Here is a 22,114-nt window from a genome sequence, read left to right as displayed (position 1 = left end):
AGCGTATCGATGTCCGCAGATACCGAAGCCTCCGTCGCGCCGAGCATCCATGCCTCGATCGCTCCGGCCCCGGCGCTGCGGCCCGACCGCCCCTATGCGCGGGACGAGTTGCTCCACGAGCTGTTCGACGCGACCTGCCGGGACCGGGGCTGGACCACCGCGCTGAAGCTGATCGGCGCGGACGAGGAATTCGGCCGCTCGACCGAATGGACCTATGACATGCTGGCGCAGCGCAGCCTGTCGCTGGCGCACCGGCTCCGCGCGCTGGGGGTGGGCAGGGGCGACCGCGTCGTCCTGTGCCTGCCGCGCGGGCTGGACCAGTATATGGCGATCCTGGGGGTGCTGCGCGCCGGTGCCGCCTATGTGCCGGTCGACTGGGGCTATCCGCAGGACCGCATCGCCTACATCATCGAGGATAGCGGCGCGGCGCTGACCATCACCACGAGCGCGCGGGCGGGGGAGATTCCGCGGCGGACTTTGTGCCTGGACGCCGAATTGGGCGATCTCGCCGCCGAGCCGCCGCTGCCGATGGGGCGCGAGGCCACCGGATCGGACCCGCACGACCTGGCCTATATCATCTATACCTCGGGCACGACCGGGCGGCCCAAGGGGGTGATGATCACCCATGCCAATGCCTGCCACCTGGTCCGCTCCGAAAGCGCGATCCTGGCGCTGGAGCCGGGCGACATCGTGTTTGGCGGGTTCAGCCTGGCCTTCGACATGTCGGTCGAGACGATGTGGAGCGCCTTCTTCGTCGGCGCGAAGCTGCTCGTCGCGACCGAGGCGCTGGCGTCGAGCGGGCCCGATGTCGCGATCGCGCTGGCCGAGGAAAAGGCGACGGTCTGGCACGTCGTCCCCTCGCTGATCGCGCTGGTCGAGCATCCGGTGCCCACGCTCCGCCTGATCAACATGGGGGGCGAGGCGTGCCCGGCGGACCTGCCGCGTCGCCTCGCGCGGCCGGGCTTGCGGCTGCTCAACACCTATGGCCCGACCGAGACTTCGGTGACCGCGACCTGGACCGAGGTACAGCCGGGCAAGCGCATCACCATCGGCAAGCCGCTGCCCGGCTATACCGCCTGGATCGTCGACGAGGCGTTGCAACCCGTGGAGGCGGGGCAGGAGGGCGAGCTGGTGATCGGCGGCCCCGGCGTCGGCGTCGGTTACGTCAACCGCCCCGACCTGACCGCCGAGAAATTCACCATGACCCCGTTCGACACCGTGTCGGGCGGGCCGGAGCGCATCTATCGCTCGGGCGATCTCGTCCGGCTGGACGCGGCGGGCGACATCGATTTCGTCGGGCGCATCGACACCCAGGTCAAGATTCGCGGCTTCCGCGTCGAACTGGCCGAGATCGAGGCGGTGATCGGCGAGGCGCCGGGCGTGGCGCAGGCGGTCGTCCATCTGTTCACCGATGCCGATGGCGCCGAATTCCTGGCGGCCTTCCTCGTCGCGCGCAGCGGCGAGGGCGTCGACATCCCCGCGATCAAGGCACGGGTCACCGAACGCCTGCCCAATTACATGCGCCCCGCCGCCTATCAGCTGCTCGCCGCGCTGCCGACGCTGCCCGCCTCGGGCAAGGTCGACCGCAAGGCGCTGGTCAAGCCCGAGGTGACGGTCGACACCGGCCGCGCCATCGAGGCGCCCGCGACGCCGATGGAGGAACAGCTCCACCGCATCTGGGCGGAAGCCTTCGCGCCGCAGCCGGTATCCGTCACCGACGACCTGTTCGAGGATCTGGGCGGCCATTCGCTCAAGGCCGCACGGCTCGTCTCGGCGGCGCGCAAGGTGCCGGGGCTGGCGGGGTTGTCGCTGGAGGATCTCTACGCCGCGCCGACCATCCGCGCACTGGCGCTGCGCATCGGCGGGACCGCACCCGTGGCGGTCGCGACCGAGGCGAGTTTCCACCGCGTCCCCGAATGGCAGCGGATGCTGTGCGTCGCGGCGCAGACCGTCGCGCTGCTGCCCATCTATACCATTGCCGGGCTGCAATGGTTCTTCCCCTATGTCGCCTATACCCATCTGGCGGGGCGGATGAGCCGGATCGACGCGCTGATCCTCAGCGCGCTATTCTTCACCATCGTGCCCGTCGCCTCGATGCTGTTCTCGATTGCGGCCAAGTGGCTGATCGCCGGGCGGTTCAAGGCGGGCGACTATCCGCTCTGGGGCTGGACCTATTTCCGCTGGTGGCTGGTGCGCCGGATCATCGCGGTGACGGCGACCCCCTATCTGGCGGGCACCCCGATGATCCGGGGATATTATCGGATGCTGGGGGCCAGGATCGGCAAGCGCGCCTATATCGGCACCGGCATCATCGACACCGCCGACCTGTTCGCGTGCGGCGACGATGCCATCGTCAGCGACCAGGCGGTGCTGGCGACCAGCTCGGTCGAGCGCGGGCTGCTGCGGCTGGGTACGGTCCATCTCGGCGCGCGGTCCTTTGTCGGGTCGCAGGCGGTGGTCGGGCGGAATGCGCGGCTGGAGGAGGATGCGATCCTCGACGACATGTCCGCGCTCCCCGCCGATACGGTGATCCCCGCGCGGCAACGCTGGACCGGATCGCCCGCCGCCTTCGATACGGTGGTCGAACCCGGCACAGTGCGGACCGCCAGGAGCGGCACGGCGTCGCTGGGGCTGCTGATCGGCGCGCTGCTGCTGCCGATCCTGGCCATCCTGCCCATCGCGCCGGGCCTGATCGCGCTGATCGAGCTGGACTGGGCGACGACCGGCTATGGCTATATGCTCGTCTCGCCGCTGCTTGCCGCGACCTATATCGTGATGATGTGCGTGCTGACCGTGCTCGCCAAGCGGTTGCTGCTCGGCCGGGTCGCGCCGGGCGTCTATGATCTGAACAGCGGCTTCTATGTCCGCTACTGGATGGTCAAGCAGATCAACGATCTGGCGCTCCGGCTGCTGCACCCGATCTTCGCGACGCTCTACGTCATCCCTTGGTATCGCGCGCTGGGCGTGAAGGTCGGGCGGCGCGCGGAGATTTCGACCGCCAGCGCGATCATCCCCGACCTGGTCGAGATCGGGCCGGAGAGCTTCATCGCCGACTCGGTGATCTTCGGCGCGGCCAAGATCGGGTACGGCACCATCGAGCTGGCGCATACCCGGATCGGCCGCCGCAGCTTCATCGGCAATTCCGCGCTGCTGCCGACCGGCGCGCAGATCGGCGACGAGGTGCTGATCGGCGTCCTGTCCAAGCCCCCCGCCGACCCCGCGCTGGCGACCGAGGCGGGGAGCACCTGGTTCGGCTCGCCCGCCTTCAAGCTGCCGGTGCGCCAGATCGCAACGATGTTCGACGAGGGCGCACGCTTCAACCCGTCGCGCGGGCTGATCGCCACGCGTCTTTCCATCGAGGCGATCCGCACCACCCTGTCGCTGACCGCCTTTCTGGTGTTCTTCAGCATGTTGCTCTCGGTGGTCGGCGATCTCGACGATCTGGAGCGCGGCGGGCTGGTCATCGTCTCGACCTTCCCCTTCCTCTATCTGGGCTTTTGCCTGGCCTGCGGGGCGTTCGTGCTGGCGCTGAAATGGCTGGTCGTCGGGCGGTACAAGGCGACCACCGCGCCGCTGTGGAGCACCTTTGTCTGGCGGACCGAGCTGGTGACGGCGACCTATGAAAATCTGGCGGTCAGCAACCTGCTCGAACCGTTGCGCGGGACGCCTTGGATCGGGCTCTACCTGCGGCTGATGGGCGCGAAGGTCGGCAGACGCTGCTATATCGACACCACCGACCTGACCGAGCATGATCTGGTCACGATCGGCGACGATGTCGCGCTGAACGACTATGCCGGGCTCCAGACGCATCTGTTCGAGGACCGGGTGATGAAGGTCGGCGCGATCACCGTCGGCGACCGCGCGACCATCGGCTCGCTGGCGATCGTGCTCTACGATGCCGAGATCGGGGCGGATGCGCAGCTGGGCGACCTGTCGGTGGTGATGAAGGGCGAGACGCTGCCCGACGGCACCAACTGGGAAGGCAGCCCGGCGCGCATCGTCACCGGGGGATGACGCCGCTTTGGCATGACGGCGCGCTGGAGGCGCTGGACGCGGATGGCCCGGTGGTCTGGCGGACCGAGGATCCGGGGGCGGGGCGGCGAGGGGCTCTGGCCGCGCGGCTGCTCGCCCGGCTTGGCGGCCTTGATCCGCAGGCGGTTATGCTGGCGCGCAGCCCGGCGGGGCAGCCGCAGGTCGTGGTTCCGCGTGGCTGGCATCTCGGCCTGTCGGGGCGCGGCGGCCAGTGCCTGATCGGTGCGGCGTGCCGGCCGATCGCGGTCGACCGCGAGATGATCGAGGATGCCCCGCCGCTCTGGGACATGCTGACCCCGCTGGAAGCACAGGCGCTGCGCGCCGCGCCGCCGGGTGACCGATCGCGGCAATGGCTGCGCCGCTGGACGATCAAGGAAGCGCACGCCAAGCTGGTCGGAGAGCCCCGGCGGCTGGCGGCGGAGGCGATCGAGACCCGGCTGCTCGACCCGGTCATGGCGACCGCGAGCTGCGAGGGCACGTCCCGCTGCTGGAGCCGCGAGGCGGGGGGCGCCATCGACACCGTCGCACTCTGGGACCGCACGCCATGATCGACATTCTCGTCCGCGCCTATGAACAGGCCGACCGCGCCGCCGTGCTGGCGATCTTTGACGACAATCGGGCGGACTATTTCGGCGCGGGCGACCGCGAATGGCTGGAGGAGACGCTGGACGACCCCGACGGCCCGGCCTTCGTGGTCGTGCTGGACGGGGTGGCGGTGGCGTTCGGCGGCTATGAACTCTGGGAGCATTACAACAGGGCGCTGCTCTATTGGGGCATGGCGGCGCGGCGTTGCCACGGCATGGGGCTGGGCCGGTTGCTGCTGTTCGAGCGGCTGCTCCATATTGCCACCCATGCCGATCCGCCGACCCGCTATGTCACCGTCGACACCTCGCCACGGGTCGCGCCCTTTTTCCAGCGCTGCGGCTTCGAACAGACCGCCGTCTGGCCCCAGGGTTATCGCTCGGGCATGACGATGCACGAATTGCGCTTCGATCTGGCGGAGGTCCCGGCGGCGACACTGAGGGCATGGCGCGATGCGGCACTGGACAGCGCACGCCGCCGTCTGGGTGGCGCGGGGTAGTCCGGTGAAGCCCCTCTCCCGGCAGGGGGAGGGGTTGGGGAGGGGCGAGGGCCACAGGCTTTGGGCTCGGTGAGACCCCATGCCCTCCCCCGACCCCTCCCGCTTGCGGGAGGGGAGAGGTTCGGACGGGCGTCGGATCGTTCCACCAGCCCTGCGCCCATTCGTCATAGCGGAGGGCCCGGCCCATAAAGCCCCTCTCCCGGCAAGGGGAGGGGTTGGGGTGGGGCGAGGGCCACGGGTTATGGGCTCGGTGAGACCCCATGCCCTCCCCCGACCCCTCCCGCTTGCGGGAGGGGAGGAGGTTCGGACGGGCGTCGGATCGTTCACCAGCCCTGCGCCTATTCGTCATAGCGGAGGACTCGGCCCATAAAGCCCCTCTCCCGGCAGGGGGAGGGGTTGGGGAGGGGCGAGGGCCACGGGTTATGGTCTCGGTGAGACCCCATGCCCTCCCCCGACCCCACCCGCTTGCGGGAGGGGAGAGGTCCGAACGGGCGTCAGAACGTACCCCAACCCCCCGCCATCCCGGCATAGCGGACCGCGCGGCCATATTTGGCGAGTTCGGCCTGCACCTCGGGCAGTGCGCGGGCCTTGTCCATCGTCTCGACCATCTCGGCCTCCAACGGCGTGCGGTGCGGGGAGGGCGGCAGGATCAGGAACAGGCCGATCGCCTGCCCCCGGCTGTCCTCGGCGCGCAGGCGGGCGACCAGATGCTCGCCGATCGCCTTCACGTCGCCCCGGCATGCCGCGGCGGCGGTCGTCGCGCTCCAGTTTTCGGCGGGCTTGGCGGCCAGCCGGTCCTCGTCGGCCTTCGCCTCCGCCGCATGGCCCAGCCGGTGCTGCGCACAGGCGCGGTTGGACCAGATCCACATCTTGCCATAGAGGCTGATCTTCGCGCCCTGCCCGGCCTCCAGCGCGGTCAGGCTGTCGATGCTCGCCTGATAGCGTCCGGCGGCGGTCAGCATCTCGGCGCGGTTGATCGCCAGCGAGACCAGCTCGGGATATTGCTCCATCCCCAGCGCCAGCATCCGGTCATATTGCGCCACCGCCTCGTCGGTCCGGCCCAGCGAGCGCAGATTCTCGGCATATTCGTTGGCCAGCCAGAAGCCGTCATGGCCGACCATCTCGATCCGCGCGGTGTCGGTGGCGAGCGCCTTGCCCGCCTCAAGTGCCTCCTGAGAACGGCCGAGCGTGCGCAGCGTGCGCATCTGTTCGGTGACCGCCTTGTAATCGCGCGGCGCGGCGCGGGCGGCGGCCTCCGCGCTGGCGGCGGCGCTGGTCAGCGACTGGCGGAAGCCGTCGGCGACCAGCCGCTCCATGTCGCCCCACAGCGGCTGGTGCCGCCTGTCGGTGGCCAGCGCCAGCAGCGCGGGCGTCGGCGGGGTCCTGGCCAGCCCGGCCCGCGCGGCGGCGAGATCGCCCCGGCGGCTCTGCGCCACGATCGCGCAGCCCAGCATGCTGCCGCCGAAGGCGGTGCGCGGCGATTGCTGCCATTCGCTGTCGGACAGGACGATGCACAGATCCTCATGGGCCTTCGTCCGCGCCTCGGTGGGCAAGGCCTGGATCTTCTGGAGTGCGGCGCGAACCCATGCATCTTCGAGTCCGGTGACGATCGCGGGCTGGGCGGCGCGGGTGCGCTGCAAGGCCTTCACGACCGAGTCCGGCGTTCCCAGGTCCAGCTCATAGGCGATCCACATGCGGAACACCTCGGGATTGCCGTCGAACTGCGCGGTCGCCGACTGGAATGCGGCGAGCGCCGCCTGCGGACGCCGCAGATCGGACAGCACCGCCGCCTTCAGCCCGTCGACCATCCCCGCCATCGGCGAGGGGTGCGGCAGCTTTTCGGACATTGCGGCGATCAGCGACAGCGCCTCGATCTTCGACGGCTGGTCCGGCTTCTGGATCAGCGCCATCAGCTTTTCCAGGTCGGGCCGGATCGTCGCCGCCAGGGCGGGGTCGAGCCCGGCGGGCATTCCCGAGGGGCGCGGGGACTTTTCCAGATAGAATTCGATGCCCGTCTCGTTCGAGACCTTCTCCGACACGGCATAGACCGCCTCCGCCTCGGCGGCGGGCACCATGTCGCGCGGGCCGGTGTCGAGTCGATAGACGATGTGCAGGCCGTCGGGCAGCTTGGTCGAGCGGCGCGAGAAGGCGACCGGCCCGCCCTTGGCCTCGACATCGTCCAGCGGCTCGAGCAGCCGGTCCTTGACCCGCAGGTCGATCGTCTGCTCGTTCACCACATGGTCGGGCAGCGCCAGCGGCTGGCGGCGCGGATCATCCTGCCGGTCGGGCAGGATATCCTGCGCGGCATAGGCGCGGGTGATCAGCTTGGCGGACAGCTTGGCCTTGTCGAACGCGGCGCGCGACATCGTATAGTCCTCGACCATCGTCACCACATTGGCGTCGCGATCGTCGGTCTGGACCAGCGGCTTGCCCTCGACCAGTTCGGGAAAGCGCTTGCGATAGAAAGCGAGATTGTTGTCCGCGATCTTGCGCGCGGAGGTCGAGGCCCAACTGCCGCGCACCTGGTCGGCGCGGGCGTCGGTATAGCGGGTCACGACGTGCAGGGTCATCGCGACCTCGGCCTTTTCGTCGACCGCGAATTCCTCGACCACGGTCATGCGCCCGGCCCGCTCGCCATAGCCCGCCATCGGCTCGAGCGCCGCCTGGCCGTCGCGGATCGGCAGCGCATGGCCCAGATTGGAGGGGACGATCGCGCTTCCCCGGCCGCCGCGATGGGTGCCGGTCGGGTCGATCCACAGCACCCGCCCGTCGAGGACCGCACGGACGATGACATGGTCGAACACCAGCGGCGAGGGCAGGCGCTCGGTCAGCCGGGGGCCGTCGGTGGTCGACACCAGCGCAGGCACCGCGTCGATGCCCAGCCGCCGCAGCGCCACCGCCAGCAACAGGCTCTTGTCCTTGCAGTCGCCGTAACCGCGCGCCAGCACCACGCCGGGCCGCCGCGGCACGAACGAGCCCTCGCCCAGCTCCTCGCCGACATAGCGGATATTGTCCTGGATATAGCGGGTCGCGGCGGTCAGCCGGTCGGCGGGGGCGGGCGACGCCTTGGCGATGGCGTCCAGCCGCGCGGCGAAGTCGGCGGGCAGCGTGTCGTCGCCCCGGTAGAGCCCGGTCGCCCAGGCTGCGACCTCGCCCCAGTCGCGCATCGTCGAGATTTCGCCCAGTCCCCACTGGAACACGCCGCCGGGCACATTGTCCTCGCCCTTCATCGGCGCGGGATCGGTGACGCTCCATTCCCATTCGGTGCCGCGATCGGTCTTGCGCGGCGGAAAGGCGATGTCGCTGTTGATCGCCTTGAAACGCGGCGTCATCCCCTCGGGCCAGACGAACCGCAGGCTGCGCATCGCCAGTGGCTCGGAGAAACGCTGGGAGAAACCGTAAAAGGCGTGGCCCTCCCACAGGCTGGACCGGGCATGGACCGTGGTCGCGTAATCGACGATGTCGCCGACCCGCACGTCGCGCAGATTGGCGATGACCTTCATCGTGCCGCTGACGATCCCGTCCTCCAGATCGTCCTCGCGCTCGACCACGCGGAACTGTGTGTCGCGGGTCAGGTCGATGACCTTGCCGTCGCGGATCAGGTGGACGAAATGGACGCCCAGCGTCTCGAAGGCCGGATTATAGGCCATGGTGATCTGACCGGCCGACTCCAGCCCGCTGCGGTTGATGACCTTGCTCGTCAAGCGGAACCAGTCGTCATGACCGTCCGGGCGCGAGCGATATTGCGCATCGTTGAGCAGATAGACGACGCCGTCCTGCGCCCGCTCGACGCGCGGCTTCGTCGCCTCGGGGATGGCAAGCGTGCGGACCCAGTCGGGCATCGGCTCGACCGCCGGGGCCTGCGCGGCGGCGGGGCCCGCAGTCTCCACCGCCACGGCGACCGGTCGGGTGGCGTGAAGCGGAAAGGCGGCGACGCCCGCCATCAGAAGCGCCGGCGCCAGCCGGTGCCGCGGCACGAATATGGTACGCACGTCTCTATTCCCCCCAGATCCCCGGCCGCGACGCTATGGCGCGTCGGAAATCCTGGCAAGGGGGGACGGGGGGCGGCGGAAACGGCGCGCGGTGGTGCGGATCGGCGGATGATGCTAAGCCATTGACAGATATAGCCATAACCGATCGGGAGAGGATCATGCGCGACACCAGCCGTCGAACCGTCATCACAGGGCTGGGCGCCGGACTGGCCATGGCGGCCGGGGGTGCCTGCGCCGCGCCGGGCGGGCGCAGGATCGGCTATGCCATTGTCGGACTGGGCCGCTATGCCGAACTGATCATGTCCAAATTCGCCGAGTGCGACCATGCGCGCCTGACCGCGCTGGTCAGCGGCACGCCCGGGAAGCTGGCCCGCTTCGGCGAGACATATGGCGTGCCCGCCAGCCATCGCTATAGCTATGCGGACTTCGACACGATCCGCGACAATCCCGATGTCGACGTCGTCTATGTGATCCTGCCCAACGCCCTGCACGCCGAATATACGGTGCGCGCGGCGCGGGCGGGCAAGCATGTGATGTGCGAGAAGCCCATGGCGGTGTCGTCGTCGGACTGCCGGACGATGATCGAGGCCTGCCAGGCGGCGGGGCGCAAGCTGATGATCGGCTATCGCTCGCGGTTCGAGCCGTATAACCGGCTGGCGATCGATCTGGCGCGCAAGGGCTTTGTCGGGCCGACGCGGATCGTCACCTCCGACCATGGCTTTGATGCGCAGCCCAACCAGTGGCGGCTCGACCGTGCGCTGTCGGGAGGCGGGTCGCTGATGGACATCGGCATCTACAGCCTGAACGCGGTCCGTTACCTGACCGGCGAGGAGCCGGTGGAGGTCAGCGCGGTGGAATCGACCGACCGCAACGACCCGCGCTTCCACACCGTCGAGGACCGCATCACCTTCCTGTTGCGCTTCCCCTCCGGGATCGAGGCGACCTGCGTGTCGAGCTACAGCTCGGGGCATAATATCTACCGCGTGACGGGCACGAAGGGCTGGATCGAGCTGGAACCCGCCACCGCCTATGAGGGGCAGCGGATGTTCGTCCACCGCGACGGCCGGACCGAGGAGCGGCGCCTGCCGCCGAGCAAGGGGCAGCATGCCGGACAGCTCGACCATTTCGCCGAGTGCATCCTGAACGACACCCGACCGCTGGTCCCCGGCGAGGAAGGCCTGGCCGATCTGCGCGTCATCGAGGCGATCTATCGCTCCGCGCGGGAAGGGCGGCGGATCACCCTGACCGCCTGAGCCGTGATGGCGGGCTTCCTGATCCAGATGATGCGGTTTATCCTGTTGTAAAATATGGATAAGAGGGAACGATCGCCCGATCGATCGGGTTGGGGTCCGATGCGAATCCACCATCTCAACTGCGGGACCGACTGCCCCCTGGGGGGTGCGTTGTTCGACGGGCGCAGCCATGGGCCGCTGGGGCATCTGGTCTGTCACTGCCTGTTGGTCGAGACCGAGGCGAGCGGGCTGGTGCTGGTCGATACCGGCTATGGCCTGCGCGACGTGGCGCATCCGCATCGCCGCCCCGATCCTCGCATCACCCTGCCGTGGCGGGCCATGCTCAACATCCGACTGCGCGAGTCGGAAACCGCGATCCGCCAGATCGAGGCGCTGGGCCATCGCGCCGGGGATGTCCGGCACATCGTGCTGACCCATCTCGACTTCGACCATGCGGGCGGGCTGGAGGATTTTCCCAATGCGGCCGTGCATGTCATGCGCCGCGAATATGACGATGCCGCCGGGCCGCATGCGGGGATCGTCGCGCGCAACCGCTGGCGGCCCCGGCAATGGGATCAGGTCGCGCGGTGGCAGTTCCACAGCGCCGGGGGCGAGGGCTGGTTCGGGTTCGATGCGGTCCGCGACCTGCCCGGCCTGCCGCCCGAGATCCTGCTGGTGCCGCTGCCCGGCCACACCTGGGGCCATGCGGGCGTGGCGATCCGACAGCCCGGCGGGCGATGGCTGCTCCATGCCGGGGACGCCTATTTCTATCGCGGCGAGATGCGCGAGGCGAGGCGCCGCTGCACGCCGGGCCTGCGCGCCTATCAGCGGCTGATGGAGGTCGATGCGCGTGCGCGTCTGGCCAACCAGGCCCAGCTGCGCGACCTGTCGATCGCACGCCGCGACACGGTCACGCTGGTCTGCGCGCATGATCCGGTCGAATGGGAGCGGTGCCGCGACGGCTATCCGCTATAGCGGCAAACGACTTTCGCGAACGACGCCATGCGATAGGATGCGCCGGTCCCGCCAACGGGACGGGAGAGGGCCATGAGTCATCATTGCGTCGCGATCGTGCCGGCTGGCGACATGGCGGCCAGCACCGCCTTCTACCGGCTGCTCGGCTTTACCGTCGCGGCCGATTTCGGCGGCTATCGGATAATGGAGGACGGGCGCGGCTGGCATCTGCATTTGAACCACATGCCCGGTTGGCCACCCCGCGTGGAGGAGAATCCCTTCGGCCTCTATCTCTATGTCGAGGACGTCGAGGCGGTCGCCGACCGGGTGCGCGACCGGATCATCGAGCCCGGCGCCCCCCACCTCAAGCCCTGGGGCACCTATGAGTTCGCGGTCAGCGACCCCAGCGGCGTGCTGGTGCGGATCGGGCGGGTCGCGGGATAGCGCCGCCCGTCCGGCTCAGTGCAGCTTGGCGATCGACAGCCCGTCTTCCTTGGCGCGCGCCTTGACCGACTCCTCGCTGCGGGTCAGCGCCTTGGCGATCGCCTTCAGCGCCATGCCCTTCTTGGCGAGCGTGTGGAGTTTCTGAATCTCGTCGGGCCGCCACGGCTGGCGGTGTCTCTCAAAACGTTCGGCCATATCCGCATGATAGCGTGATCCGACCCCGCTGGCCATGGCGGGCGGGCGGATGATGACTGTCTTACAAATGCGTCATGGAGCGCGACGGCGCTTGCCTTCGCACCGCAGCAAGGCGAAGCAGAGCGTCCGGGAGACTATATATCATGCGAGTATCTCTATGCGCTTATACGCCCTGTTGTGTTGCGTAGCCACGGCCGCGATCGCCATGCCGGCGATGGCGCAGACGCGCGGCGTGCCCACGCCTGACGCGGACCAGACGCAGGGCGGCGACAGCAGCGACATCGTCGTGACCGCCAAGCGGCTGGACACGGCGCGTGCGCATATCCAGCCCAGCCTCGGCGCGTCGAATTACGAGATCACCAGCGCGACGATCAAGGCGCTGCCCGGCGGCGAGAACCAGCAGTTCAACCAGATCCTGCTCCAGGCGCCCGGCATCGTGCAGGACGGTTTCGGCCAGTTCCACGTCCGCGACGACCATAATGGCCTGCAATATCGCATCAACGGCACCATCCTGCCCGAAGGCCTGGCGGTGTTCGGCCAAACCCTGTCGCCGCGCCTGGTCGACAAGGTCAACATCCTGACCGGCGCGCTGCCGGCGCAATATGGCCTGCGCACCGCGGGCGTGATCGACATCACGACCAAGAGCGGGCTGTTCGACAATGGCGGCACCGCCTCCATCTATGGCGGCAGCCACAACACCATCCAGCCCAGCCTGACCTATGGCGGCTCTTCGGGAAGCACCAATTACTTCGTGTCGGGCGATTACCGGCACAGTGGCCTGGGCATCGAGAGCGTCGACGGCCGGTCCAATCCGGTGCATGACGATACCGACCAGTATCAGGGCTTCGCCTATGTCGACCATATCCTGGACGACCAGAACCGGGTGTCGTTCGTCGGCGGCTATTCCAACCAGTGGTTCCAGATCCCCAACCCGGTCGGCCAACAGCCGGGCGGCACCTGGAGCGTCGGCGGACAGAAGACGTTCCCCAGCGAGAAGCTGAACGAGACGCAGCTGGAGAAGACCGGCTTCGGCCAACTGGCCTTCCTCCACGATGCCGAGCCGTTCACCGTGCAGGCGTCGCTGTTCGCGCGCTATTCCTCGCTGCGCTATCGGCCCGACGTGCTGGGCGAGCTGCTCTATAACGGGCAGGCGCAACAGGCGTACAAGCAGGATTTCGCGATCGGCGGGCAGGTCGATGCCGTCTATCATCTGGGCGATGCGCACACGCTGCGCGGCGGCCTGCTGCTGTCGCGCGACCGCTCGACCAGTGCGACCACGACCAATGTCTTCCCCGTCACCACCGGCACGGACCAAAACGGCCAGCCCGTCACCACCCAGGCAGGCGAGCCGATCGCGATCGTCGACAATAGCGGCAAGACCGCGACCAGCGTCAGCGCCTATGTGCAGGACGAATGGAAGCTGCTGCCCAGGCTGACGCTGAACTATGGCGCGCGCTACGACCTCTATAACGGCTATCGCCGAGAGGGGCAGCTGTCGCCGCGCGTCAACCTGGTGTGGCAGCCGGACGATGTCTATACGCTGCACGCGGGCTATTCGCGCTATTTCGTGCCGCCGCCCTTCGAGCTGGTCGGCAATACCAGTATCAACAAGTTCGTCGGCACCAGCGCCTATCCCTCGGTCACCGTCAACGACGTCCCCTATGCCGAGCGGCAGGATTATTTCGACGCCGGGTTCCAGGCGCGGCTCAGCCGCTACTTCACCTATGGCATCGACGCCTATTACCGCATCTCGAAGAACCTGATCGACGAGGGGCAGTTCGGCGCGCCGATTATCCTGACCCCGTTCAACTATCGGCAGGGGCGCATCGGCGGGATCGAGGCGAATATGAGCTATCAGCGCGGGCCGCTGCTCGCCTATGCCAATTTCGCCGCCGCCAAGGCCAAGGGCCGGGGCATCGTCTCCAGCCAGTTCAGCTTCGGCCAGGACGATCTCGACTATATCGCCCGGCACTATATCTATCTGGATCACGACCAGACCTTCACCGGATCGGCGGGTGTGTCCTATGCCTTTGCGGGGGGCACGAAGCTGGGCGGCAGCATGATCTATGGCTCGGGCCTGCGCCGCGACGACGATGTGCGGAGCATTCCCAACGGCGCCAAGATCGCGCCCTATGCCCAGTTCAACCTGACCGCGAGCCACCATCTGGCCGGGCCGAACATCGACATCCGCTTCGACGTCATCAACGCGCTCGACCACAAATACGAGATCCGCGACGGAACCGGCGTGGGTGTCGGGGCGCCGCAATATGGGCCGCGTCGCGGCTTCTTCGTCGGCGTGTCCAAGTCGTTCTGAGGAGGGGTGGCGGGGCGGCGCGAACCGCCGCCCCGCCACCCGGTCAGGCGATGCCGAACGTCCTGATCCGGTCGGGCATGTGCCGGTCGAGCGCGATGGCGGCGGCGCGGTCGCGATCGGCCTCGGCGGTCCTGCCCAGCCGCTGCTCGACGATGGCGCGGCCATAGAGCGCCCAGGCGCGCTTGGGATCGATGGCGAGCGCGGCGTCGAAATCGGCAAGCGCGGCCTGATCCTCGTGGCGCCGCAGCCGGACGAAGCCGCGGCTGTCGAGATAGCTGGGATTGCCCGGCACCGCATGGATGGCGGCGTTGCAGTCGCTCATCGCCTTGTCCAACTCGACATTCGCGAGCATCCGGGCCCAGCATCGCCCATTGAGCGCGGTGCCGCGCCGGGCATCGTCGCGATGCGTGTCCAGCCATAGGCCATATTGCGCGATCGCGGGGGTGAAGGCGTCGGCATTGGCATAAAGCTGTGCGATCTGAAGCCGCTGCATGTCCTCGCGCGGCAGGGCGGCGCTGATCTGGTCGAGATCGGCGACCGCGCCCGCCGGATTGCCCGCCCGCTGGCGAAGCTCGGCGCGCAGGAAACGGGCGCGGGTGTCGGCGGGGTCGAGCGTCAGCGTGGTGTTGAGGTCGTCGATCGCCAGCACCGGCCGCCGCTGCTCCAGATAGGCGAGCGCGCGCTGGCGGGGGAAGCGCGGGTCGCGGGGCGCGAGCGTCATGGCATGGGTGAAGGCGTCGATCGCGCCGGGCAGGTCGTGCTGGGTCTGCAGCATCGCGCCGCGACGGCTATAGCCCTCGGCATCGGTCGGTGCGGCGGCCTCGGCGACGACCTGCACCGCGCCCGACGCGGCGGGATCGACATGCGCGGCGGCGTCGAACAATCGTCCGCCATTATAGGTGAAATACAGCCGGTGCTGCGCATTCGAGACATAGAGGCGGTGCGACACGAAATAATCCGCGCCCAGCAGCATGTCGGTGTCCAGTCCGCCCAGATCGGCGATATGCAGCCGGACATTGTGCAGTTCCTCATTGCCGATCCGCAGCAGCTTGAACCGCGCGACCCAGCCCTTGACGACATGATGCCCGATCCCGGTCGACCAGCCTGCGGGCTCCACCCCCGGATCGCCGGGATGCACCCCGGCCCGCGCGGCGGCGCGCAGGGTCAGCACGGTGCCGTCCGCACCGGTGTCGAAGGTGGCGCGCAGCTTCGCGCCGTCCAGCTCGACCGTGCCGACCGTGTGGTGCTGGCGGCTGTCGCGCGGCTCGATCGGCATTTCGAAGAAGGGCTGCCCCTTGGTCCAATAGGCCATGGCGGCCTTGGCGCAGTTGCTGGGCTTGAACAGCCGCACCATGCCGCCGGGCAGGTCATATTCGACATCGGCCAGCCCCAGCACATTCTGGCCGAGCAGTCCGGTCTCTCCGACATCGCTGCCGCTGACGATGAATTCGACATGGGCCAGGTCGAACCCGGCCAGCGTGAAGCGGCGGACGGTGGTGACGCGGGCCTCCGAACTGCCGCCGACCCCGTTCACGCGATACCCGTCGGGAAGCGGGCTCAGCGACAGCCCGAACTCGCGCGCGACGGGCGGCGCGATGTTGCTGTAAAAGGCCCCGCTATCGAGCAGGAAGGGGGCGGGCCTGCCGTTGATCTGCGTCTCGACCACCGGGCGAAGCCCCTGCATGGTGACGGGGATCGCGGCCATCATCCCCACCTGACACCCCGTGGCCGCCATGGCGGGCGCGGCGCAGCCCGCCAGCAGGCCCGCCGCCACGACATATCGCCCCATCGTCCCCATCATCGCGCCATCTCCCCATGCCGGCTGCCTTGGTGATGCAGCATAGCGGGACACCGAAGCAGCAAAGATGACGCGAATCTGAAATTCCTGATATGTCACGCCCGAGCATAGCCAGAGTTTTCATGGCCGCTGGATTTTGTTCCCGGTCGCTCCGATTCTTTCGAGAGCGGGCCATTTCTTCGTGTCATGGGCAGGGTCGTCGGAAATAGCGTGGGATTTCGAGACGGTTGATTTCACCGAACGCCCGGCGAGCGGTCGCCGGCCAACATAAATCAGCCTGACTGCGGATATTTCAAAACATTGCTGAGTTGGGGCCCCGCATCTTGCGGAGACGATCCATGGCGACAGCTGCCCTACCCGACGCCTCCGGCGCCCATGCGCCGGACGCCGACCGCCGCCGCGCGACGCGCTGGCTACAGGCGCTCAATTTCTTCATGGCCGACATGCAGGCGGGGATCGGCCCTTTTCTGGGCGTCTTCCTGCAACAGCGCGGGTGGCAGACGGGGCCGATCGGCACCGTCATGACGCTGGGCGGCGTGGCGGGGATGGTGATGACCGTGCCTGCGGGCGCCTTTATCGACCATACCGACAAGAAACGCTGGGTGGTGGTCATCACCGGCATCTGCACGGTGCTGGCGTCCTTCCTGATCCTCTGGTCGCAGACCGGGCTGGTCGTCGGGATCAGCCAGGTGGCGACCGCCATTGCGGGCGCGGCGATCGGGCCGGCGGTGACCGGCATGACGCTGGGCGTCGTCCGGCAAAAGGGCTTCAACGCGCAGAATGGCCGCAACCAGGCCTGGAACCATGCCGGGAACATGGTCGGCGCGGGGCTGTCGGGTTTTCTCGGCTGGAAGTTCGGGATGCCCGCCATCTTCTTCCTGGCCGCCGCCTTCGGGGTGCTGGCGGTCATCTCGGTCCTGTCGATCCCCGAGCGCGCCATCGATCACCGGGCCGCGCGCGGGCTGGAGGATGACAAGGGCGAGGATCAGGACGGCGGGCAGGCCGAGGGGTTCAAGGCGCTGCTGTCCAACAAGCCGATGCTGATCCTGGCGGCGGCGCTGGCGTGCTTCCATCTGGGCAACGGCGCGATGCTGCCGCTCTATGGCATGGCGGTGGTCGGCGCGGGCAAGGGCGATGCGGCGATGTTCACCGCGACGACGGTGATGGTCGCACAGGCGGTGATGATCGTCGCCAGCCTGGTCGCGATGAAGGTCGCCGCCGGGCGCGGTTACTGGCTGGTCCTGCTGATCTCCTTCGCCGCGCTTCCGCTGCGGGGATTCCTGGCGGGGACCTTTATCGAGCATTGGGGCGTCTGGCCGGTCCAGGCGCTCGACGGGATCGGCGCGGGGCTTCAGAGCGTCGCCGTGCCGGGGCTCGTCGCCTGCCTGTTGAACGGCACCGGCCGGGTCAATGTCGGGCAGGGCGCGGTGATGACGATCCAGGGCGTCGGGGCCAGCCTGTCGCCCGCGATCGGCGGGTGGCTGGCGCAGGAGCTGGGCTACAGCACGGCCTTCTACATATTGGGCGGCTTCGCGGTCGCCAGCCTCGCGCTGTGGATCGGCTTTGCGGGCACGCTGCGCCCGGCCTGCGGGGGCGATGCCGGAAAGGAGGCCAAGGCATGAGCGGCGGCATCTGCTGGGCCCATATCGGCGACCTGCATCTGGACGCGGACGACGGCTGGCAAAGCCTCGACCGGCTGCGCGCCATCGTGGCGCAGGTCAACGCGCGGATCGGCGAGGGCGCGGACTTCGTCTTCCTGCCCGGCGACAATGCCAATCACGGCACGCCCGAACAATATGCCCGGATGCTGGACGCGCTGGCGCCGCTGTCGCGACCCTGGCGGATCATCCCCGGCGACCATGATTTCGAGCCTGGCGACCTCACCGCCTATGACGCCGCCATCCCCGGGGCCAACCGGCCCGAGACGGAGGTGATCGCCGGGCATCGCTGCCTGTTCCTCGACATCGTATCGGCTGGCGCGGGCGGGCCGGATTTCCGGCTGACCATGCACGACCGCAACCGGCTGGCCGAGGAACTCGCGCGGGCCAGGGCGGCGGGGCAGGTGCCGCTGGTCTTCATGCACGCCTATCCCGGCGATCTGGCCGCCGATGGCGAGACGATCGCGCGCCAGTTCATCGATGGCGAGGTCGCCTTCGTCGATACCGGCCATACCCATTATAACGAGCTGCTGAACGATGGCCGGGTCATCTATGGCGCGACCCGCTCGACCGGGCAGATCGAGGAGGATGGCGGCGCGGCGGGCTTTGCCATCGTCCATGTCCAGGACCGGGTGGTCAGCTGGCGCTTTCGGCGGCTGGACGCGCCCTGGCCGCATGTCCAGATCGTGGCCCCCGGCGATGTCCGCCTGATCACCCGATCGACCGACCCGCATCAGGTCCCCCGACCGGGCCCGGTGACGATCACGGCCAGGCTGTTCGGCGCCGATGCCGATGCGGTGCCGATGGTTGCGGCGGATGGCGGCGCAGCGACGCCGATGACGCGCGGGGAGGATGGATACTGGCACGCCGCGGTGACGCTCGACGCCGGGCTGCACGCGGTCGAGGTGGCGTGCGGCGAAGGGCGCGACCGCATCGACTGCCTGGTGCGGGGCGTGGACGCGATCCCCAAGCGGCGCCTGCCCGTCGCGCCGGGCGAGGATTGCCATGCGATCGGCCCCTGGCCTATCGCCGGGATCGACGGGGCCCGGCTGGGGCCGAACAAGAATGGATGCGGATGGTGACTCTGGCGACGGGTGCGACCTGGGCGATTGCGGGTCTGTCGACCGCCGGAGTCATCGCGCGGCCGATGCGCTGGCCCGAATGGATCTGGGCGGTGGCAGGGGCGGCGTTGCTGATCGTCCTGGGCCTGATGCCGCTGGCAGAAGCGGGGCAGGCGGTGGCCAAGGGGGGCGACGTCTATCTGTTCCTGATCGGCATGATGCTGCTCAGCGAGACGGCGCGCGAACATGGCGCGTTCGACTGGATCGCCGCCACGGCGGTCAACGCGGCGAAGGGGTCGCGCGCGCGGCTCTTCGCGCTGGTCTATGCGACCGGGGTGGTCGTCACGACCTTCATGTCCAATGACGCGACCGCCGTCGTGCTGACCCCGGCGGTCTTCGTCGCGGCGAAGAAGGCGAAGGCCGACCCGCTGCCGCTGCTGTTCGCCTGCGCGCTGATCGCCAATGCCGCCAGCTTCGTGCTGCCGATCTCCAACCCCGCCAACCTAGTGCTTTATGGCGGGCATATGCCGCCGCTGGGCGCATGGATGGCGGCCTTTGCGCTGCCCTCGATCGGGTCGATCGTCATGACCTTCCTCGTGCTGCGCACCATCGAGCGCCAGCGGATCGCGGGCGGTTGCGAGCGCGACGTCGCGCGCGACCCGCTGACCAATGGCGGCAAGCTGGCGATTGCGGGCATCGTGCTGACCGCGCTGCTCCTCCTCACCATGTCGGCGCTGGACGAGCCGCTGGGGTTGCCGACCGCGATTGCGGGGATCGCGACGGCGGTGATCGTGTCGCTGCTGGCGGGACGCTCGCCGCTGACGCTGGCGCGGTCGGTGAGCTGGGGCGTGCTGCCGCTGGTCGCCGGGCTGTTCGTGCTGGTCGAGGCGCTCGACCGGACGGGTGTGATCGCCTGGGTGGCGAACGGCCTGCGCGGCATGCTGGCCGATCCGACGCGCGCGGCGGCGGTGTCGGGGACGGTGCTGGCGTTCGGCAGCAACCTGATGAACAACCTGCCCGCCGGGCTGATCGCGAGCAGCGCGATCGCCCAGGCGCAGCCGCCGCAGATCGTCACCGACGCGCTGCTGATCGGTGTCGATCTGGGCCCCAACCTGTCGGTGACGGGCTCGCTGGCGACGATCCTGTGGCTTCAGGCGATCCGGCGCGAGGGGGAGGATGTCGGCTTCCTCGCCTTCCTCAAGATCGGCGCGGTGGCGATGCCGCTGGCCTTGCTGGCGGCGCTGGGGATTCGGTTGCTGATCGGGTGAAAGTCCGTGGGTGAGGGGGGGCGTGGCCTTCGACTTCGCTCAGCGTGAACGGAGTGGGGGAAGGGATCCCAACCTCCGTTCAGCCTGAGCGAAGTCGAAGGCCAAGGGCCTAGAGCGCCGCCAGATCGATCGCCCCATTCTTGTCCAGCCACTGCCCCGCCTCCGGCATCGGGTATTTCAGCCCGGTGGCGCAGTTGAACAGCACCACCCGCTCATCCTCGTCGACCAGATTGTCGCGCACCGCCTGCTTGTACGCCGCCAGTGTCGCGCCCCCTTCGGGGCAGAGCAGCAACCCGTCCCGCTTCGCGCAGTCCTCCACTGCCTTCAGGATGGCAGGATCGCCGACCGCCAGCGCCGCGCCGCCGGACTCGCGCACCGCGCGAAGGATCAGGAAGTCGCCGACCGCCTTGGGCACCCGGATGCCCGCCGCCACCGTCGCGGCGTCTTCCCAGCGTTCGGCATGCTCCTCGCCCGCCTCATAGGCGCGGACGATGGGGGCGCAGCCGCTGGCCTGGACCGCATACATGCGCGGTCGCCTGGACCCGATCCAGCCCAGCCGCTCCATCTCGTCGAACGCCTTCCACATGCCGATCAGGCCGGTGCCGCCGCCGGTCGGGTAGAAGATCGCATCGGGCAGTTCCCAGCCCAGCTGCGCGGCCAGTTCCAGCCCCATCGTCTTTTTGCCCTCGATCCGATAGGGCTCCTTCAGCGTCGAGAAGTCGAACCAGCGCCCCTCCGCCGCGCCGCGCCCGACGATCGCGCCGCATTCGTCGATCTGGCCGTTGACCCGCCATACGCGTGCGCCCTGCGCGGCGATCTCGCGGACATTCACTTCCGGCGTTTCCTCGGGGCACAGGATCACCGTCTCGATCCCGCACCGCGCGGCATAGGCGGCCAGCGCCGCGCCCGCATTGCCGTTGGTCGGCATCGCGATCCGGGTCACGCCCAGCTCGCGCGCCATCGCCACCGCCATGACCAGCCCGCGCGCCTTGAACGATCCGGTGGGCAGCCGCCCCTCGTCCTTGACCAGCACCTGTCCGCCGCCCGAGCGGGGAATCGGGATCAGCGGCGTCTCGATCTCGCCCAGCGACACGATGCTCTCCGTGCGCCGGACGGGCAGCAGCTCGCGCCAGCGCCACAGATCGGTGTCGCGCGCGGCGATCGCATCGCGCGACACCGCGCGGCCCATCGCCTCCAGATCGTACCGCACCAGCAGCGGACGGCCCGCGCGCGACAGGCCGTGGAGCCGGTCCGCCTCATAGCGTTCGCCGGTCAGCGAGCATTCCAGATGGGTGACGAAGGTCGGGCGGTCTTCGGTGAGGTTGCGGTTCATGGGGTCAGCCTATCGGCCGAAACTGCCCGACGCCATAGGCTTAGCCCGGGCTCGCCGCCGATCCCGCGAGCAGCCCGCCATCGATGTTGAACTCCGCGCCGGTGACATAGGTCGCCTCGTCCGAGGCCAGCATCACCGCGATCGCCGCGACCTCGTCGGGTTCGCCGAAGCGTTTCAGCGGGGTATCGGCGACCAGCGCCGCCATGCGCGCCGCGCGGTCGGGTCCGTCGCCCAGCATCGGTTCCCAGATCGGGGTCAGGATCGCGGCCGGGTGGATCGCGTTGCAGCGGATCGTCCAGCCCCGCTGCGCGCAATAGAGTGCGACCGTCTTGCTGTGGTTGCGGATCGCCGCCTTGGACGAGGCATAGGCCGCCGCCGCCGGAATCCCGACCAGCCCGGAGCGCGACGAGATGTTGATGATCGATCCGCTGCCCTTTGCCTTCATCGCGCCGATGGCATAGCGACAGCCCAGGAAGGTGCCGTCCGGGAAGACCTGTGCCGCGTCAGCGGTGCCGCTGGATCATTTCAAAAAAACTCCCGTTCGATCGCGTCTTCTAGGGCGGATCGATATTCAGCATTGCTTCTTCTTCCCCTCTCCCCTGGAAAGGGGAGAGGGTTAGCGAAGCTTGCCAGCCTGCTGGCTAGCGCAGCTTGGGTGAGGGGTTGAGCGAGCCCAAAGGCTCGCGCGCTCGCAGAGCGAGCGCCCACCCCTCACCCAGCTCCGACTAAGCCTTTGCTCTCGCAAAGGCCAA

The 22,114-nt window shown here is 68.6% G+C and carries 14 protein-coding genes and 1 pseudogene; 10 read left to right on the top strand and 5 right to left on the bottom strand.

Annotated elements, in window-relative coordinates:
* Positions 1-9: 9 nt before the first annotated feature.
* Genes QE360_RS04145 through QE360_RS04135 form a run of 3 tightly spaced genes read left to right on the top strand, consistent with a single transcriptional unit; the run spans position 10 to position 5,113 of the window.
* Complete coding sequence (locus QE360_RS04145; RefSeq protein WP_309699511.1) at positions 10-4,014, top strand: Pls/PosA family non-ribosomal peptide synthetase; 4,005 nt, start codon at positions 10-12, stop codon at positions 4,012-4,014.
* The gene (locus QE360_RS04140; RefSeq protein ID WP_309699510.1) at positions 4,011-4,580 is read left to right on the top strand and encodes a 4'-phosphopantetheinyl transferase superfamily protein; all 570 of its coding nucleotides are present in this window, start codon (positions 4,011-4,013) and stop codon (positions 4,578-4,580) included. Before QE360_RS04145 ends, QE360_RS04140 begins: the two co-directional genes overlap by 4 nt.
* Positions 4,577-5,113, top strand: coding sequence for a GNAT family N-acetyltransferase (locus tag QE360_RS04135; protein ID WP_309699508.1), 537 nt, complete (start codon positions 4,577-4,579; stop codon positions 5,111-5,113). Before QE360_RS04140 ends, QE360_RS04135 begins: the two co-directional genes overlap by 4 nt.
* 494 nt (positions 5,114-5,607) lie before the next feature.
* On the opposite strand, the gene QE360_RS04130 is transcribed toward QE360_RS04135, so the two are convergent.
* Entirely contained in the window at positions 5,608-9,105 is a 3,498-nt protein-coding gene (locus tag QE360_RS04130; RefSeq protein ID WP_309699506.1) for a DUF3857 domain-containing protein, read from the bottom strand.
* A gap of 158 nt (positions 9,106-9,263) precedes the next feature.
* Between QE360_RS04130 and QE360_RS04125 the strand changes: the two genes are divergently transcribed.
* From QE360_RS04125 to QE360_RS04115, 3 genes are all read left to right on the top strand, one after another.
* A complete protein-coding gene (locus tag QE360_RS04125) occupies positions 9,264-10,358 on the top strand; it encodes a Gfo/Idh/MocA family oxidoreductase (protein ID WP_309699504.1) in 1,095 nt (364 codons plus the stop codon).
* A 99-nt stretch (positions 10,359-10,457) separates the two neighbouring features.
* On the top strand, positions 10,458-11,312 hold the full coding sequence (locus QE360_RS04120) for an MBL fold metallo-hydrolase (RefSeq protein WP_309699502.1): 855 nt from the start codon (positions 10,458-10,460) through the stop codon (positions 11,310-11,312).
* 72 nt (positions 11,313-11,384) lie between these two features.
* Complete coding sequence (locus tag QE360_RS04115) at positions 11,385-11,735, top strand: VOC family protein (RefSeq protein WP_309699500.1); 351 nt, start codon at positions 11,385-11,387, stop codon at positions 11,733-11,735.
* 15 nt (positions 11,736-11,750) lie between these two features.
* Here QE360_RS04115 and QE360_RS04110 read toward each other — a convergent pair whose 3' ends face one another.
* Positions 11,751-11,930 carry a hypothetical protein gene (locus QE360_RS04110; RefSeq protein WP_007403839.1) on the bottom strand — a complete coding sequence of 60 codons (180 nt, stop codon included), beginning with the start codon at positions 11,928-11,930 and terminating at the stop codon, positions 11,751-11,753.
* 157 nt (positions 11,931-12,087) lie between these two features.
* Between QE360_RS04110 and QE360_RS04105 the strand changes: the two genes are divergently transcribed.
* The gene (locus tag QE360_RS04105; RefSeq protein ID WP_309699498.1) at positions 12,088-14,244 is read left to right on the top strand and encodes a TonB-dependent receptor; all 2,157 of its coding nucleotides are present in this window, start codon (positions 12,088-12,090) and stop codon (positions 14,242-14,244) included.
* A gap of 43 nt (positions 14,245-14,287) precedes the next feature.
* Here QE360_RS04105 and QE360_RS04100 read toward each other — a convergent pair whose 3' ends face one another.
* Entirely contained in the window at positions 14,288-16,045 is a 1,758-nt protein-coding gene (locus QE360_RS04100; RefSeq protein ID WP_309699496.1) for an aspartyl protease family protein, read from the bottom strand.
* Between the two features lie 335 nt (positions 16,046-16,380).
* Between QE360_RS04100 and QE360_RS04095 the strand changes: the two genes are divergently transcribed.
* From QE360_RS04095 to QE360_RS04085, 3 genes are read left to right on the top strand one after another with little or no spacing between them, the layout of a single operon-like run.
* On the top strand, positions 16,381-17,664 hold the full coding sequence (locus tag QE360_RS04095) for an MFS transporter (protein ID WP_309699494.1): 1,284 nt from the start codon (positions 16,381-16,383) through the stop codon (positions 17,662-17,664).
* Positions 17,661-18,782 carry a metallophosphoesterase gene (locus QE360_RS04090; protein WP_309699492.1) on the top strand — a complete coding sequence of 374 codons (1,122 nt, stop codon included), beginning with the start codon at positions 17,661-17,663 and terminating at the stop codon, positions 18,780-18,782. Before QE360_RS04095 ends, QE360_RS04090 begins: the two co-directional genes overlap by 4 nt.
* On the top strand, positions 18,779-20,029 hold the full coding sequence (locus QE360_RS04085) for an arsenic transporter (RefSeq protein ID WP_309704053.1): 1,251 nt from the start codon (positions 18,779-18,781) through the stop codon (positions 20,027-20,029). The genes QE360_RS04090 and QE360_RS04085 overlap by 4 nt, the downstream gene beginning before the upstream one ends.
* A 109-nt stretch (positions 20,030-20,138) precedes the next feature.
* Here QE360_RS04085 and QE360_RS04080 read toward each other — a convergent pair whose 3' ends face one another.
* Positions 20,139-21,362 (bottom strand): threonine synthase, encoded by a 1,224-nt coding sequence (locus QE360_RS04080; RefSeq protein WP_309699490.1) that lies wholly within the window; start codon positions 21,360-21,362, stop codon positions 20,139-20,141.
* A 40-nt stretch (positions 21,363-21,402) separates the two neighbouring features.
* Positions 21,403-21,852: pseudogene (locus tag QE360_RS04075) on the bottom strand (SDR family oxidoreductase); the annotation flags it as partial.
* Positions 21,853-22,114 lie beyond the last annotated feature (262 nt).

Source organism: Sphingomonas sp. SORGH_AS_0789 (assembly GCF_031453055.1).
Lineage (GTDB): Bacteria > Pseudomonadota > Alphaproteobacteria > Sphingomonadales > Sphingomonadaceae > Sphingomonas.
The sequence above is the reverse complement of the archived record's forward strand: the minus strand, read 5'-3'. Positions and strand labels throughout refer to the sequence as shown.